General features: G+C 64.0%; 12 protein-coding genes. 9 read left to right on the top strand and 3 right to left on the bottom strand.

The window, feature by feature from the left end:
* Positions 1 to 23: 23 nt before the first annotated feature.
* Positions 24 to 728 (bottom strand): autoinducer binding domain-containing protein, encoded by a 705-nt coding sequence (locus HWV67_RS25675; RefSeq protein ID WP_175653291.1) that lies wholly within the window; start codon positions 726 to 728, stop codon positions 24 to 26.
* Positions 729 to 964: 236 nt separating this feature from the next.
* Here HWV67_RS25675 and HWV67_RS25670 point away from each other — a divergent pair, with 236 nt between their 5' ends.
* The gene (locus tag HWV67_RS25670; protein WP_175653290.1) at positions 965 to 1,741 is read left to right on the top strand and encodes a ferredoxin--NADP reductase; all 777 of its coding nucleotides are present in this window, start codon (positions 965 to 967) and stop codon (positions 1,739 to 1,741) included.
* 237 nt (positions 1,742 to 1,978) lie between these two features.
* On the opposite strand, the gene mscL is transcribed toward HWV67_RS25670, so the two are convergent.
* The gene (mscL, locus tag HWV67_RS25665) at positions 1,979 to 2,392 is read right to left on the bottom strand and encodes a large-conductance mechanosensitive channel protein MscL (RefSeq protein ID WP_175653289.1); all 414 of its coding nucleotides are present in this window, start codon (positions 2,390 to 2,392) and stop codon (positions 1,979 to 1,981) included.
* 168 nt (positions 2,393 to 2,560) lie between these two features.
* Here mscL and radA point away from each other — a divergent pair, with 168 nt between their 5' ends.
* The 8 genes from radA (at position 2,561) to HWV67_RS25625 (ending at position 13,862) form a co-directional block, all read left to right on the top strand.
* Positions 2,561 to 3,931 (top strand): DNA repair protein RadA, encoded by a 1,371-nt coding sequence (radA, locus tag HWV67_RS25660; RefSeq protein WP_175653288.1) that lies wholly within the window; start codon positions 2,561 to 2,563, stop codon positions 3,929 to 3,931.
* An 83-nt stretch (positions 3,932 to 4,014) separates the two neighbouring features.
* A complete protein-coding gene (locus HWV67_RS25655) occupies positions 4,015 to 4,518 on the top strand; it encodes an RNA polymerase sigma factor (protein WP_175653287.1) in 504 nt (167 codons plus the stop codon).
* 68 nt (positions 4,519 to 4,586) lie between these two features.
* Positions 4,587 to 5,591 carry a FecR family protein gene (locus HWV67_RS25650; protein WP_175653286.1) on the top strand — a complete coding sequence of 335 codons (1,005 nt, stop codon included), beginning with the start codon at positions 4,587 to 4,589 and terminating at the stop codon, positions 5,589 to 5,591.
* A 250-nt stretch (positions 5,592 to 5,841) separates the two neighbouring features.
* Positions 5,842 to 8,541, top strand: coding sequence for a TonB-dependent receptor (locus HWV67_RS25645; protein WP_175653377.1), 2,700 nt, complete (start codon positions 5,842 to 5,844; stop codon positions 8,539 to 8,541).
* An 87-nt stretch (positions 8,542 to 8,628) separates the two neighbouring features.
* A complete protein-coding gene (locus HWV67_RS25640; protein WP_110970983.1) occupies positions 8,629 to 9,231 on the top strand; it encodes a heme acquisition protein HasA in 603 nt (200 codons plus the stop codon).
* Positions 9,232 to 9,399: 168 nt separating this feature from the next.
* Complete coding sequence (locus HWV67_RS25635; RefSeq protein WP_175653285.1) at positions 9,400 to 11,163, top strand: type I secretion system permease/ATPase; 1,764 nt, start codon at positions 9,400 to 9,402, stop codon at positions 11,161 to 11,163.
* 3 nt (positions 11,164 to 11,166) lie between these two features.
* Positions 11,167 to 12,513 (top strand): HlyD family type I secretion periplasmic adaptor subunit, encoded by a 1,347-nt coding sequence (locus HWV67_RS25630; protein ID WP_371929338.1) that lies wholly within the window; start codon positions 11,167 to 11,169, stop codon positions 12,511 to 12,513.
* On the top strand, positions 12,513 to 13,862 hold the full coding sequence (locus tag HWV67_RS25625; RefSeq protein WP_110970981.1) for a TolC family outer membrane protein: 1,350 nt from the start codon (positions 12,513 to 12,515) through the stop codon (positions 13,860 to 13,862). Before HWV67_RS25630 ends, HWV67_RS25625 begins: the two co-directional genes overlap by 1 nt.
* Here HWV67_RS25625 and HWV67_RS25620 read toward each other — a convergent pair.
* Complete coding sequence (locus tag HWV67_RS25620) at positions 13,772 to 14,584, bottom strand: copper chaperone (RefSeq protein ID WP_175653284.1); 813 nt, start codon at positions 14,582 to 14,584, stop codon at positions 13,772 to 13,774. The two genes, HWV67_RS25625 and HWV67_RS25620, sit on opposite strands and share 91 nt — an antisense overlap.
* Position 14,585: the final 1 nt, after the last annotated feature.

The following is a 14,585-nucleotide window of genomic DNA, read 5'->3' as shown; positions in this document are numbered from 1 at the left end:
CAGGGCTTTATTGCCCAATGGGGTCAGAGCAGACCGTGCAGCGCGGCGAGGGCCACGGCGCCGGCCTTGTTGTTGGCGTTCATTTTGGTGATGACGCTGCGGATGTGGAAATTCACGGTGCTCTGCGAAAGGGTGAGGATGCAGGCGATGTCCGAGGCGGTTTTGCCCGCGGCGGACCATTTCAATACCTCCCGTTCCCGGTCGGACAAGCCGAAACCGTTGGGCTTGAGCGGGTTGATCTGTTCCAGCATCAGCGTGTGCAGGACGTTGCACAGCCACAGCGCCTGGCCGGTCTTGTCATAGAACTCGGCGACACTGACCGCCTCGCGGCTGCGTACCAGGCTCAGCACACTGTTATTGCCGCGCATATCGTGGGCCGCCTGGCTCCAGCCGTAGACCAGACCGTGAGCCTTGGCGTCGATGCGCAGTTGCGGGGTTTCGTGAAACACCTCGTCTTCCCACAGCAGCGGGATCAACGAGTGGCGGCAATGGGTGAAGGTCGGGTCCTGGATAAGGTAATTGCAGGCTCGGTAGTGGTCGTTCCACTCGGCGGAAAAGTTGTTGAGCATGAGGGTCTGCGGCGTGAGGCCGGAGGCCTGGCTCTGCACCACCAGGCTCAGGTATTCCATATCCAGTTGCTGCGCCAGAGCCAGGGCCTGGTGAAACAATTGTTCTGGGTTGTGCTCCCTGATCAGTTGTTCTAGTTGATCCTGCTTCCAATGCGGCATCTCAACGGTGCTCCCTGATATAAGGATCCAACTGCTCGATGGTGCACGCTGAGTATAGGAATTGTCCTACACGGCGATTGGTTTTTTTCGCTATAAGTTGACGTATGTCATGGCTTCGAAAGGCTAAGTGGCGTAACGCAATGTTTGGTGTGCCTCAGGGAAGTCACCACAAACCGGCGGTGTTTATTCCTGCGGCTTTGCGCGAAACTGGGCGCACCTGATTTCCGGAGCCAACCATGACTGCCAGCGCGGAGAAATACACCCGCCAGACCCTGCTCGATGTCCAGCCGCTGACCCCCAACCTGTTCAGCCTGCGCACCACGCGCGACAGCGGTTTCCGTTTCCGCGCCGGGCAGTTTGCCCGCCTTGGCGTGACCAAGGCCGACGGCAGTGTGGTCTGGCGCGCATACTCGATGGTCTCGTCGCCCTTCGACGAACACCTGGACTTCTACTCCATTGTGGTCCCGGGCGGGGAGTTCACCAGCGAACTGAGCCGGCTGCGCGAAGGCGATGAGTTGCTGATCGACCGCCAGGCGTTCGGTTACCTGACCCTCGACCGCTTTGTCGACGGGCGTGATCTGTGGCTGCTGGCCACTGGCACTGGGGTCGCTCCGTTCCTGTCGATCCTGCAGGACTTCGAGGCCTGGGAGCGTTTCGACAGCATCAAGCTGGTGTATTCAGTGCGGGAGTCCTGCGAGTTGGCTTATCAGTCGTTGATCGCCGGGTTGGAACAGCGCGAGTACCTGGCCGAGTACGCCGGCAAGTTGCAGTTCATTCCGGTGGTGACCCGCGAACAGCACCCGGGAGCGCTGAACGGGCGCATCACCACGCTGATCGAAAACGGCGAGCTGGAACGCGCCGCCGGCCTGGAACTGACCCCGGAGCATTCGCGGGTGATGCTGTGCGGCAATCCGCAGATGATCGATGACACCCGGCAAGTGCTGAAAGCCCGCGGGATGAACCTGAGCCTGAGCCGGCGGCCAGGGCAGGTGGCGGTTGAAACCTATTGGTGAGCGATCAGGCCAGGCAATAAAAAACGGCGCCTCGGGGCGCTAATGCCAGTCAGTTAGGGTTCCAGCGCCTATATTGGGGCTGCTCTGCAGCCCTTCGCGAGCAAGCTCGCTCCCACAACCGGGCACCTTGGCTAGATCCTGTGGGAGCGAGCTTGCTCGCGAAGGGCCGCAAAGCGGCCCCAATGGGTTTAACTGACTGGCATTAGCGCCGTGGGGCGCCGTTTTTTTCGTCTGGATTCAGGGCTTGTTGTTCTGTGCCTTGAGCAGATCGCGAATCTCGGTCAGCAGGGTTTCCTGCGGCGTTGGTGCGGGTGGGGCGCTTGGCGCCACGGCTTCTTCGCGTTTGAGGCGGTTGATGACCTTGACGCCCATGAAGATGGCGAACGCCACGATCACGAAGTCGATGATGGTCTGGATGAACTTGCCGTAGGCCAGGACCACCGCCGGAATGTCGCCTTCCGCCGCCTTCAGGGTCACCGCCAGATCACTGAAATCGACGCCGCCGATCAGCAGGCCGATCGGTGGCATCACCACATCGCCTACGAAAGACGAAACAATTTTGCCGAAGGCTGCGCCGATGATGATACCGACCGCCATGTCCACGACATTGCCCTTGACCGCGAAGGCCTTGAATTCATTGATCATGCCCATGGTTTATTCCTTGTAACAATTGAAGGGGTGAACGCAGTGTAAATCAGCCTTTCGCTTCATGCGCTGCGCCGCTTGCAAATGACCTCGCTCATAGCCAATGGTTTGGTCGCGTTGGCACCTTTCCCGGTGCGGCGGCTATCATGGCTCCTTTTTCCAGGAGATTGCCCCATGGCCAAAGCCAAGCGGTTGTACGGCTGCACCGAGTGCGGCGCGACATTCCCGAAATGGGCTGGCCAGTGCGGCGAGTGCGGTGCCTGGAATACCCTGACCGAAACCATGATCGAAAGCGGCGGCGCCGCGGCCCCCAGCGGACGCAGCGGCTGGGCCGGCGAGCAGGCGAAGATCAAGACCCTGGCTGAAGTCTCGGTCGAAGAAATCCCGCGCTTCTCCACCGCCAGCGCCGAGCTGGACCGCGTGCTCGGTGGCGGCCTGGTGGACGGCTCTGTAGTGTTGATTGGCGGCGACCCCGGCATCGGCAAATCCACCATCCTTTTGCAGACCCTCTGCAATATCGCCACGCGCATGCCGGCGCTGTACGTCACCGGCGAGGAATCCCAGCAGCAGGTGGCCATGCGCGCCCGCCGCCTCGGGCTGCCGGAAGACAAACTGCGGGTCATGACCGAAACCTGCATCGAAACCATCATCGCCACCGCCCGGGTCGAGAAACCCAAGGTGATGGTGATCGACTCGATCCAGACCATCTTCACCGAGCAACTGCAATCGGCCCCCGGCGGCGTCGCCCAGGTTCGCGAAAGCGCCGCGCTGCTGGTGCGCTACGCCAAGCAGAGCGGCACGGCGATCTTCCTCGTCGGCCACGTCACCAAGGAGGGCGCGCTGGCCGGGCCGCGGGTGCTGGAGCATATGGTCGACACCGTGCTGTATTTCGAAGGCGAGTCCGACGGGCGCCTGCGCCTGCTGCGGGCGGTGAAGAACCGCTTCGGCGCGATCAACGAACTGGGCGTGTTCGGCATGACCGATCGCGGCCTGAAGGAAGTGTCCAACCCCTCGGCGATCTTTCTGACCCGGGCCCAGGAAGAAGTGCCGGGCAGCGTGGTTATGGCCACCTGGGAAGGTACGAGGCCGATGCTGGTGGAAGTTCAGGCGCTGGTGGACGACAGCCACCTGGCGAACCCGCGGCGGGTCACCCTTGGTCTCGATCAGAACCGCCTGGCCATGCTGCTGGCGGTCCTGCATCGACACGGTGGCATTCCTACCCATGACCAGGACGTGTTCCTCAACGTGGTCGGCGGGGTGAAGGTGCTGGAGACCGCCTCCGACCTCGCGCTGATGGCAGCGGTGATGTCGAGCCTGCGCAACAAACCGTTGTCCCATGGTTTGCTGGTGTTCGGCGAGATCGGCTTGTCCGGTGAAGTGCGCCCGGTGCCGAGCGGCCAGGAGCGCCTGAAAGAAGCGGCCAAGCACGGTTTCAAGCGCGCCATCGTGCCCAAGGGCAACGCGCCGAAAGAGTCTCCGCCAGGGCTGCAGGTGATCGCAGTGACACGCCTGGAGCAAGCACTGGACGCGCTGTTCGAGGAGTGACAGATCGGGCGATGGCTTCTTGCAACTGATTCTCAACAACGAGTAGCATGCAGCCTCCTTCCCGATAGCCTCCTGGAGTTCGCGTGGCGGAGTCCGATCTCAAGCGCCTGTTCCTCAAGCACGCGAAAAGCCTGCAGGGCCTGCTCACGCGAAAGGTTCGCGACCCGCAACTGGCCGCCGACCTGGTGCAGGAAAGCTTCCTGCGCCTGGCCGAACAGCAGGGCACTGAACGCATCGACAACACGCCGGCCTATCTCTACCGCACGGCGCACAATCTGATGATCGACCATCTGCGCCAGCAGCAGCGGCGCAAGACTGACCTGGTGCCTCACGAAGCCTTCGAAGGCATCGTCGAAGACAGTCCTGGCGTCGAGGACACCGCTGCTGCCGAGCAACACATGCGCCGGTTGCGTGCCGCCATGAACGAGTTGCCACCGCGAACCCGCGAAATCTTCCGTCTCAATCGCCTGGAGGGCCTGACCCACGCCGAGGTTGCCCAACGCCTGGATATTTCCGACAGCTCGGTTCAGAAGCACCTTTCCAAGGCGTTGGCCTATGTGATGCAGTGTTTGCAGGAGCCCGGATGACGAACGGTTTACTGGGAAATGCGCCTTCAGACGTCAGCCCTTACATAAGCAGAATTCGAGAGAACCGTGTGACCAGCCAGATCCCGCCAGAGCAAGCAATTCGCGAGCAGGCCGCCGAGTGGGCGGTGTTGCTGGATGCCGGATGCCTGAGCCCCGAACAGATGCAGGCGTTGGCCGAGTGGCGCGACAGCGATCCGCGCCATGCCCGTGCGCTGGAGTTTGCCCGCAGCACCTGGGCCGACCTGGGGCGGTTGGGGTCATTGGACGGGCCTGCCAGCAGCGCGCCGCGAGCGGCTGCGGCCGTGGTGCGGCCGGTCAGCGGGCGCCGGCGTCGCTCGCGTCTGCGCTGGGTCGCCAACAGCGCGGCGGTGCTGTTGCTGGCGGTGTTCGCCGTCGATCGTGGGCCGGAGCTGGTCCTGCACATGAGCGCCGACTACGTGGCAGGTGTCGGCGAGGTGCGCAAGGTGAGCTTGCCCGACGGCAGCAAGGTCGATCTCGACAGCGGCAGCGCTATCAGCCTGGCCTACAGCGACAGCGAGCGGCGGGTGAAGCTGCTGGCGGGCGATGCGGTGTTCGACGCGGCGCCGATCAGTGAGCGGGAAAAACGGCCATTCGTGGTCGAGTACGCCGGTGCCAGCACCCGGGCGCTGGGCACGCGTTTCGTGGTGGGTGGCGAAGGACAGGGCGGCTGGGTCGGCATGCTCGAACACAGCACCCGGGTCAGCCTGGGTGAGCGACCACTCAAAGGCATCGCGGAGCAGGTGCTCACAGAAGGCCAGAGCCTGCGCTACGACCATGCCCAGGGCATCCGCCCTTGGCCGGAGCAGGACCCGTTGCGGGCCAGCGCCTGGCAGCGCGGCCTGCTGTTGTTCGAGCGCGAACCGCTGGCCGATGTGGTGGCGCAAATCAACCGCTATCGCGGTGGCCATGTGCTGATCGGCGATTCATCGCTGGCTCGGCGTGAGGTGAGCGGCATGTTCCGTCTCGACAACCTCGAGCAGTCACTGGTGATGCTTACCGATGAACTGAAGGTCAAGCGCGTGGATCTGCCTGGTCTTACCTTGATCTACTGAACATTTTTGAGGCCCGGTTCAATTCCAGTTGGGGGCAACTGCATGCACCCTCGTGGGAGCGCCGGGAAGCCCCTCCCGAACCTTTTCTCACATCCCCGAAAATTTATTTACTGACTTTTCCGCCCCCACTCGTCTGATTGTTGAGATTGATTTTCATTACTAGAAAACGCCAACACAGCGAGCAGCACACGTGACCACTCCACAACAACGACGTACCCGGTTCAACCGGGTTGCCCTGGCCAGCAGCCTGATGCTGGGTGCGTGTACCTTGCCGATGGGGATCGCCTCGGTGTATGCGGCAGAGCAGAACACCGGCGCTTCCCTGCGCACCGCCCTGATCCGTTTCGATATCCCGGCCCAGTCTCTGGACAGCGCCGTCATCGCCTTCGCCGAGCAGGCCAAGGTTCAGGTGTTCTTCGACAGCCGCAAGCTGGCCGGGCTGCGCAGCGCTGGTCTGAGTGGTGAGCACAGCGCCGAGGACGGCTTGGCAATCTTGCTGCAGGACAACCCGGTGCGCTACCGCTTCAGCGGCAATGACCGGGTTGGTCTGGAACGCTTGAGTGGCGATGGCAAAAGCCTGGAACTGAACACCACCAGCATCCGCTCCCAAGGCGATGGCGACTGGGTCTATACCGCGCCGCGTTCGGTCAGCGTGATCACCCGCGACCAGATCGACAAGCGCCCGCCACGTCACGCCGCCGACATGCTGGAAGAAACCGCCGGTGTGTACACCGCAGTCAACCAGCGCGATCCGGGCCTGTCGGTGAACATCCGTGGCGTGCAGGACTATGGCCGGGTGAACATGAACATCGATGGCATGCGCCAGAACTTCAACGTCAATGGTCACCAGCAGCGTAACGGCATCATGGTGGTGGACCCCGAGTTCATCAGTTCGGTGGAGATCGAAAAGGGCTCGCAGTCAGGCATGGGCGGGGCAGGGGTGCTGGGTGGTATCGCCAGCTTCAACACCGTGCAGGCCAGCGAATTCCTGGGGCCCGACAAGGAATACGGCGGCCGCATCCGCGCTGGTCACGGCATCGGCGAGCTGGGTAACGGCACCTACTTCAACGGCAGCGCGCTGTTCGCCTTCGGCAACGAAGTGGGCGACCTGTTGCTGGGTGTCAGCGAGCGGCACTTCGGTGATTATCGTGCCGGTACCAATGACAAGGACAACCTGGGCACCCAGATTCGCGCCCGTGAAGTCTGGCCGAAGGCCTGGAACGACTGGGTGGAAAGCGAAGTCGGCGACATGGGCAGCGTGACCCGCTCGCGCCTGTTCAAGGTCGGGGTCAATCTGCCCCAGGACCAGCGTGTGCAGTTCAACTACATCGAGACCGACACGGACAGCAAGGACTCCTGGACCTGGTTCGATTACGAGAGTGACTCGTTCTACTACCAGCGAAGCGGCGCTACCGACCTCAACGCGAAAAATGCTTCGATCGACTACAGCTTCAGCCCTGACAACGATCTGATCGATGTGAAGGCGAAAGTCTATTTCGTGCGGACCCGCATGGACCGCTGGAACGCCGGCAGCACCGCGAGCATTGGCAGCGGAAACTGGTACGGGGCCTACAATGACCGCTTCCAGACTGACACCTGGGGCCTGCAACTGCAGAACACTTCGCGTTTCTACATTGGCGCCACGGACAAGCTGACCCTGGACTACGGCACCGAGCTGTTCCAGGACGAGTTCAAGCCGGCGACTGATCGTGTTCCGACGGTCAACGAACAGGCCTATCCGTATGTGCAGGGGGCTACCCCGGAAGGCAAGAAGTTGACGGCTAGCCTCTTTGCTCAGGCGCAGTATGAACATGACGACTGGCTGACCCTGGACGCCGGTCTGCGCTATGACCGGTATCGACTGAGTGGCGAAAGTGGCATGACGCTCTGGATGTTTCCCGAAGGCCCCTATGAGGCAGGCGGGATAGTCAAGAGCCAGCAACACCTGATCTTCGATGAAACCACCGAACAGGGCCGCTTCTCGCCGACCTTCGGCATCGCCGTCAAGCCGGGAGTGGACTGGTTGCAGCTCTACACCCGCTGGGGGCGTGGCTGGCGTGCGCCGGCGGTCACCGAAGTGTTCATGACCGGTCGTCCGCACGCCGGCGGCGGCGCCGAGATGGTGTATCCCAACCCTTATCTCAAGCCGGAGACGTCTCACGATTGGGAGCTCGGCTTCAATATCTTCAAGGAATCGCTGCTGCGTGATGGCGACCGCTTCGGTCTGAAAGTGGCGTACTTCGACACGCGGATCGACAACTTCTCGTTCCTCGATGTCAACGTCAGCCTGCCGGACGAAACCGCTTCGGGCATCGGTCTGGGCCGGATGGCTTACCAGAACAACGAAGAGACCACGCGCTTCAGGGGGGTCGAGTATTCCCTGGACTACGACGCAGGCCGCTATTACGGCCGGCTCTCCTACACCCACATGATCGGCACCAACGACTTCTGTTCGCAGCAGTTCTACATGGGCGGTGCGAAAAGCACCGTGCGCGTCGGTACGGTGACCCGCGCGGTCCAGGTGGGCAACCGCATCGTGATGCGTCAGTTCGCGGTCAATCAGGCGGTCCCCAACGACGCCATGAGCAACCAGATCAACTGCGGCAACATCATGGGCAACGCCACCTACATGCCGGCCGACCGTGGTTCGCTGACCCTGGGCATGCGCTTTCTCGACAACACCCTCGATGTCGGCGCCCGCTTGCGCTACAGCAAAGGCAATGGCGCGAATCTGGATACCCCGACCTACGCCACGCTCGATCAGGCGGTATGGCCGAAATACAAGGTCTACGACCTGTTCGCCAGCTACTGGATGACCCCGCAGGTCAACCTGACGCTGGCCCTGGAAAACGCCACCGATCAGGCCTATTTCGTCGCGATGGGTGACGTCAACAACCTGTCCCTGGCTCGCGGTCGTACCTTGAGCGGGATGCTGGAATACAAGTTCTGATTTTTTGCAATCAACGATTTTGTCCTTCAGGGCAAAAACGAGGGCAGGAGCCTTCGTCAAACCACCAAAACGTTCAGAGGAACAGTTATGAGCATTTCCGTTACTTACGATGCCGTCTTCGCCAACTACACCGTCGACCAGTACCTGTCGGAGTGGGCCACCGGATTCGCTACCGCAGGTCATGGCAATAGCAACACGGGTGGCTTCAACACAGGCACCTATGACGGCAGCGAGTACGCCACCCATGGTGCCAACGGCTCCGACTACGCGTTCATCGCCGGTAGCGATACCGCCAATGGCCTGCACTATGTCTTCACCCCTGGGGTTCCGTCCGGCAGCAACTTCAACCACTACCTGTGGGGTGCTCTGGACGAGGTGTCGCTGGGCTACGGCCTGGGTGGCGGTCAGGGTAGCGACTTCACCCTGCAACAGGACGTGGTGACCTTCGCCGGCCTGGACCTGGATTCCGTACTGGGTGCCGGCCGTACCGGAAACGAAGTCCACCAGACCATTTTCGGCCTGATGCAGGGCAATACCTCCGCCCTGGAAGGCGTACTGGACACCCTGCTGTCCAGCTACGGCGTCTCCACCGACAGCACCTTCGCTGCCATCAGCGCTGCCCTGGCTTCGTCCCCGGCCACCGCCGTCGGCGTCCAGGCGTTGCCGGAAGATCTCGCTCTGGCGGCGTGATCGCGACATAAAAAAGCGAATGTCAGGTCACCCTGGCATTCGCCGATCTGCTGCATTTACCCCGCAGCCCGTGTCTTTGCCGGGCCCAGGCTGCGGTGGTGCGAATTCTGTGGCGAGGGCGGAGTGAAAGCAATCACCCGCCGTCGCTGTCTGCGAGGAATCCAAGCAATGGGAACCGCTCCCGTTTCGGTCAATGAAGTGCGGCTGGCGCTCAAGGCCTGTCGCGCCAGCTTCGCCAATGTCGGTGTGTTCACTGCGGTGATCAACCTGCTGATGCTGGCGCCGGCGCTGTACATGCTGCAGGTTTACGACCGGGTGCTGTCGTCGGGCAACGAAATGACCTTGTTGATGCTCAGCCTGATGATCGTCGGGGTGTTCGCCTTCATGGGCCTGCTGGAGTGGGTGCGCAGCCTGGTGGTGATCCGCCTGGGCACGCACATGGACCTGCGTCTCAACCCACGGGTATTCCAGGCGGCCTATGAAGCGAGCCTGGCGGGCAGCAAGGGCGCCGCCGGCCAGGTGCTGGCGGACCTGACCAGCCTGCGCCAGTTCGCCACCGGCCAGGCGTTGTTCGCCTTCTTCGATGTGCCGTGGTTTCCGGTGTACCTCGCGGTGATGTTCCTGTTCAGTCCCTGGCTGGGCCTGATGGCGCTGGTCGGCGCGGTGCTGCTGATGATCTTGGCCTGGCTCAACGAACGGCTGACGCAAAAGCCCTTCGCCGACGCCGGCCAACTGGCCCAGCAGGCCGGACTGCAGGCCAGTGGCAACCTGCGCAATGCCGAGGCGATGGAAGCCATGGGTATGCTCGATGCGGTGCGCCAGCGCTGGACCGGCCTGCACCATGGTTTTCTCGGCCAGCAGAACCACGGCAGCGAGCGCGCTGCGGCGGTCACTGCGGTATCCAAGTGCCTGCGCCTGACCCTGCAATCGCTGGTACTCGGCCTTGGCGCCTGGCTGGCGCTGGAGAAGCAGGTGAGCCCGGGGATGATGGTCGCGGGCTCCATCCTCATGGGCCGGGTGCTGGCGCCGATCGATCAGGTGATCGCGGTCTGGCGCCAGTGGGGCTCGGCACGCCAGGCCTATGAGCGCCTGACCGCGCTGTTGCAAGCCCAGCCGCCACGCCCCGAAGGCATGCCGCTGCCAGCCCCCAGCGGTCGCCTGGCGGTGGAGCAGGTCACCGCGTTGCTGCCGGGTAGCGGCAAGCCCTGCCTGAGCAACCTTGGTTTCGCCCTGGATGCCGGCGACTCGCTGGGCATCATCGGTGCTTCGGGCTCCGGCAAGTCGACCCTCGCCCGTTTGCTTGTCGGGGCAGCGAAGCCCTTCGACGGCAAGGTCCGCCTGGACGGCGCCGACCTGCAACGCCTGGACAGGAATGCCCTTGGCCAGCACATCGGCTACCTGCCCCAGGACGTGCAGCTGTTCGCCGGCAGCATCGCCGACAACATCGCCCGTCTGGGTGAGGTTGATGCCGAGGCGGTGGTGGCGGCGGCGCAACTGGCCGGGGTCCACGAGATGATCCTCAAATTGCCTGCGGGCTACGACACGGTGCTTGGCGAGGGCGGCAGCGGGCTGTCCGGCGGCCAGCGCCAACGCATCGGCCTGGCCCGCGCGCTGTATCGCCTGCCGGCACTGATCGTCCTCGACGAACCCAACTCCAACCTCGACGAGGCCGGCGAGCAGGCGCTGCTGGCAGCGGTTGCCAAGGTCCGCGAACAGCGCCGCACGCTGATCCTGATTACCCACAAGCCCAGCCTGTTGAGCGGCCTCGACAAACTGCTGGTGCTGCAGAACGGCCAGTTGCAGGGGTTCGGCCCGACCGCACGGGTGCTCCAGGACCTGCAACGGGCCGCCCGTCCTACCGTGGTGCCCACGCCTACCGCGCCGCGCAGCCCCACCTCCGTCAGCATGAGCTACGGCACACCGAGAGCCTGATCCATGAATGCCTCCGCACCGCTATCCGGCCCGGTCGACACGACCCGGCCGCCCCATAACGTACTGAACATGGACGAGCGCCGTCCGGCGCGGCTCGGCCTGTGGCTGGTGGTGGCCGGTTTCGGCGGCTTCATGCTCTGGGCCGCCCTGGCGCCCCTGGACAAGGGCGTTCCACTGAGCGGCAACGTGGTGGTGGCCGGCAGCCGTCAGGCGGTACAGCACCTCAATGGTGGCGTGATCGAACAACTGCTGGTCCGTGATGGCGATCAGGTCACGGCAGGGCAGGTGCTGGTGCGTCTCGATGCCACCCAGGCCAAGGCCCAGTACGAGTCGCTGCGGGTGCAGTACCTGACGGCGCGGGCCATGCAGGAGCGTCTGCTGGCCGAGCGCGACGGCGCCAGTGGCGTAGTGTTTTCCCCGGCGTTACTCAAGGACGCCAGCGAGCCCTGGCTGGCGGCGATCCTCGACACCCAGCGACAGCTCCTGCTCAGTCGCAGGCAGGCACTGGAAATGGAACTGGCCGGGTTGCGCGAGAACAGCGCCGGGGCCCAGGCCAGCCTCGACGGCGTGCAGGGGTCGCTGGCGGCCAAGCAGGAGCAACGTGCCGCCTTGCAAGAGCAGTTGCAGGGCCTGCGTGAGCTGGCCCGCGATGGCTACATTCCGCGCAACCGCCTGTTGGACAGCGAACGCCTGTACGCCCAGGTCAACGGCGCCATCTCCGAAGACCTCGGCACCGTTGGTCGTACCCGTCGTCAGCTTGGCGAACTGAAGCTGCGCGTCGCCCAGCGCCAGCAGGAGTATCAGCGTGAGGTGCAGCAGCAACTCACCGAGGCCCAATCCAACACTGCCGACCTCGACAACCGCCTGCGCAGCGCCGCCTTCGACCTGGACAGCACCGAGATCAAGGCGCCGGCCAGCGGTACCGTGGTCGGGTCCAGCGTCTTCACCAACGGTGGGGTGATCACCCGCGGCCAGTCGCTGATGGAGATCGTCCCCCGGGACGTGCCGCTGCTGGTGGACGCCCGCGCCACGGTGGAACTGGTGGACCGCCTGCGCCCCGGCCTGCCAGTGGAACTGCTGTTCGTCGCCTTCAACCAGAGCACCACGCCGCGGGTCGAGGGCGAGGTCACTCTGGTGTCCGCCGACCGCCTGCTGGATGAACACAACGGTCAGCCGTATTACCAGGTCCGCGTGCGGGTCGGCGAAGACGGCTTGCGCCAACTGGCCGGGAAGGACATCCGCCCCGGCATGCCGGTGGAAGCCTTTGTCCGCACCGGCGAGCGCTCGATGCTCAACTACCTGTTCAAGCCGTTGACCGACCGGGCCCATGTCGCCCTGGCGGAGGAATGATGCGTCTGTTGTCCTGCGTGATGCTGATGGGCCTGAGTCTTCCCGCTGCCGCCCTCGACCTGAGTGATGCCTTCGCCCTGGCGCTGCGCAACGACCCGACGTTTCACGCTGCCATCGCCGAGCGCGACGCCGGGCTGGAGAACCGTGCCATCGGCCGTGCTGCGTTGCTGCCGAACCTGTCGTACCGCTACAACAGTGCGCGCAACGATTCGGAAGTGACCCAGTCCACCACCGCCGGCACGCTCACCAGCCAGCGCGACTACCGCAGCTATTCCTCGACCCTGACCCTGCAACAGCCTTTGTTCGATTACGCCGCCTGGTCCCAGTACCGCCAGGGTGTGGCCAAGGCGCTGCTGGCTGATGCGCAGTTTCGCGGGCGCGGGCAGGAACTGGTGGTGCGCCTGTTCCAGGCCTACAGCGAAGCGTTGTTCGCCAATGAGCAGATTGCGCTGGCCCAGGCCCAGCGGCGGGCCTACGCCGAGCAGTTGCAGTTGAACGAGCGGTTGTTCAAGGGCGGTGAGGGCACCCGCACCGACGTTCTGGAAACCCGCGCCCGCTATTCCCTGGCCGAGGCCCAGGAAATCGAGGCGGCGGACAGTCAGGATGCGGCCCTGCGCGAGTTGCAGGCGATCATCGGCGAGCCGGTGGCGGTGAAAGACCTGGCGCCCCTGGCCGCAGGATTCCGGGTGGAGCCGTTGGCGCCGGCGAAGTTCGAGCACTGGCGCGACCTGGCGGTCGCCAACAACGCCGAGCTGATCGCCCAGCGTCACGCGGTGGAGGCGGCGGACCAAGGCGTCGAGCGCAATCGCGCCGGGCATCTGCCCAGCCTCAGCGCCTACGCCAGCACCGGGCGCTCCAGTTCCAGCTCGGAGAGCACCTACAACCAGCGTTACGACACCGACAGTGTCGGTATTCAACTGAGCATGCCGTTGTTCGCCGGTGGCGGAGTATCGGCGGCGACTCGTCAGGCTCGGGCCGAGCGGGACCGGGTGCAATATCAGCTGGACGGCAGTACCGCCGACACCCTCAATCAGTTGCGCAAGCAGTTCAACCTGTGCGCCAGCAGCGTGGCCAAGGTGCGCGCCTATGAGCTGGCGGTGGAGTCGGCGGACCGCTTGATCGACGCGACGCGCAAGAGCGTGGCGGGCGGGGAGCGGGTCAATCTGGATGTGCTGGATGCCGAGCAGCAGCTGTACACCGCGCGGCGCGACCTGGCCCAGGCCCGCCACGAATACCTGCGGGCCTGGTTGCAGGTTCACTATCTGGCGGGGACCCTGGAGGCGAGCGACTTGCGACGGCTCGACCGGTACTTCGCCAGCCGTGATGCCAGGGTCTCCACCAGCCGTTGACCAGCAGGCAGCGGCCAGCGCCAGCGGGCCTGGCGCGCCGGAAGCAGGCGCTCGTAGGCCAGCCAGACCATGCACGCCAGCATCAGCAGGCTATGCCCCTGTTGCACCAGGCTGGGCAGCAGCATCGCCGGCCAGCAGGCGCCGATGCACCAGAATCCGTTGGTCAGCCCGTAGCGCAGGCAATCCCGCACCATGGGCCCGCCGAAGGCGGAAATCCGCGGCGGATAGTGACAGTTGTTCAGGCAGTGCTGCTTGGCCGGTGAGGCCTGCCAGAGCAGGCACAGGCCCAGCACCAGCGCCAGCATCAGCCACGGGCTGTCGCTGCCGAGCAATTGCGCGGTGACACTGAGCAGGGCGATCACCACCCCGGCTGCAGTCCATACCAGGCAATAGCTGAGCAGGAACAGACCCAGGGCCAGAGGGCGGCGACGGCGCAGGCTGCGTTTCCACAGATAGACCAGCGGCCCGCCCAGCAGCAGCGGCATCATCGCCAGCAGCATCAGCAGCCAGGCGAACAGCAGGCCTTGCGGGTCGAAGGCCAGGGCCAGGGTCCAGGCGGACCACAGCCCGTCGGAGACCCGCGAGGCCACCGAACCGCAGAATGCCGGGAGCATCAGTTGGGCTGGTGCTCCGAGCATTGCCGCCCAACCGGCGAGACTGGCCACGGCCAGCCACGGCCATGGACCGCGCAGCAGCTTCTCTGCGAAATGCCGGTTGAACATC

The organism is Pseudomonas sp. Marseille-P9899 (assembly GCF_903166565.1).
GTDB classification, from domain to species: domain Bacteria; phylum Pseudomonadota; class Gammaproteobacteria; order Pseudomonadales; family Pseudomonadaceae; genus Aquipseudomonas; species Aquipseudomonas huaxiensis.
The sequence above is the reverse complement of the archived record's forward strand: the minus strand, read 5'-3'. Positions and strand labels throughout refer to the sequence as shown.

Bases quoted from the DNA above. Each gene is read 5' to 3' on its own strand.
- radA (WP_175653288.1), top strand. From the start codon at position 2,561: ATGGCCAAAGCCAAGCGGTTGTACGGCTGCACCGAGTGCGGCGCGACA.
- HWV67_RS25630 (WP_371929338.1), top strand. From the start codon at position 11,167: ATGAATGCCTCCGCACCGCTATCCGGCCCGGTCGACACGACCCGGCCG.
- HWV67_RS25620 (WP_175653284.1), bottom strand. From the start codon at position 14,584: ATGTTCAACCGGCATTTCGCAGAGAAGCTGCTGCGCGGTCCATGGCCG.
- HWV67_RS25645 (WP_175653377.1), top strand. From the start codon at position 5,842: ATGCTGGGTGCGTGTACCTTGCCGATGGGGATCGCCTCGGTGTATGCG.
- HWV67_RS25625 (WP_110970981.1), top strand. From the start codon at position 12,513: ATGCGTCTGTTGTCCTGCGTGATGCTGATGGGCCTGAGTCTTCCCGCT.
- HWV67_RS25640 (WP_110970983.1), top strand. From the start codon at position 8,629: ATGAGCATTTCCGTTACTTACGATGCCGTCTTCGCCAACTACACCGTC.
- HWV67_RS25675 (WP_175653291.1), bottom strand. From the start codon at position 728: ATGCCGCATTGGAAGCAGGATCAACTAGAACAACTGATCAGGGAGCAC.
- mscL (WP_175653289.1), bottom strand. From the start codon at position 2,392: ATGGGCATGATCAATGAATTCAAGGCCTTCGCGGTCAAGGGCAATGTC.
- HWV67_RS25670 (WP_175653290.1), top strand. From the start codon at position 965: ATGACTGCCAGCGCGGAGAAATACACCCGCCAGACCCTGCTCGATGTC.
- HWV67_RS25635 (WP_175653285.1), top strand. From the start codon at position 9,400: ATGGGAACCGCTCCCGTTTCGGTCAATGAAGTGCGGCTGGCGCTCAAG.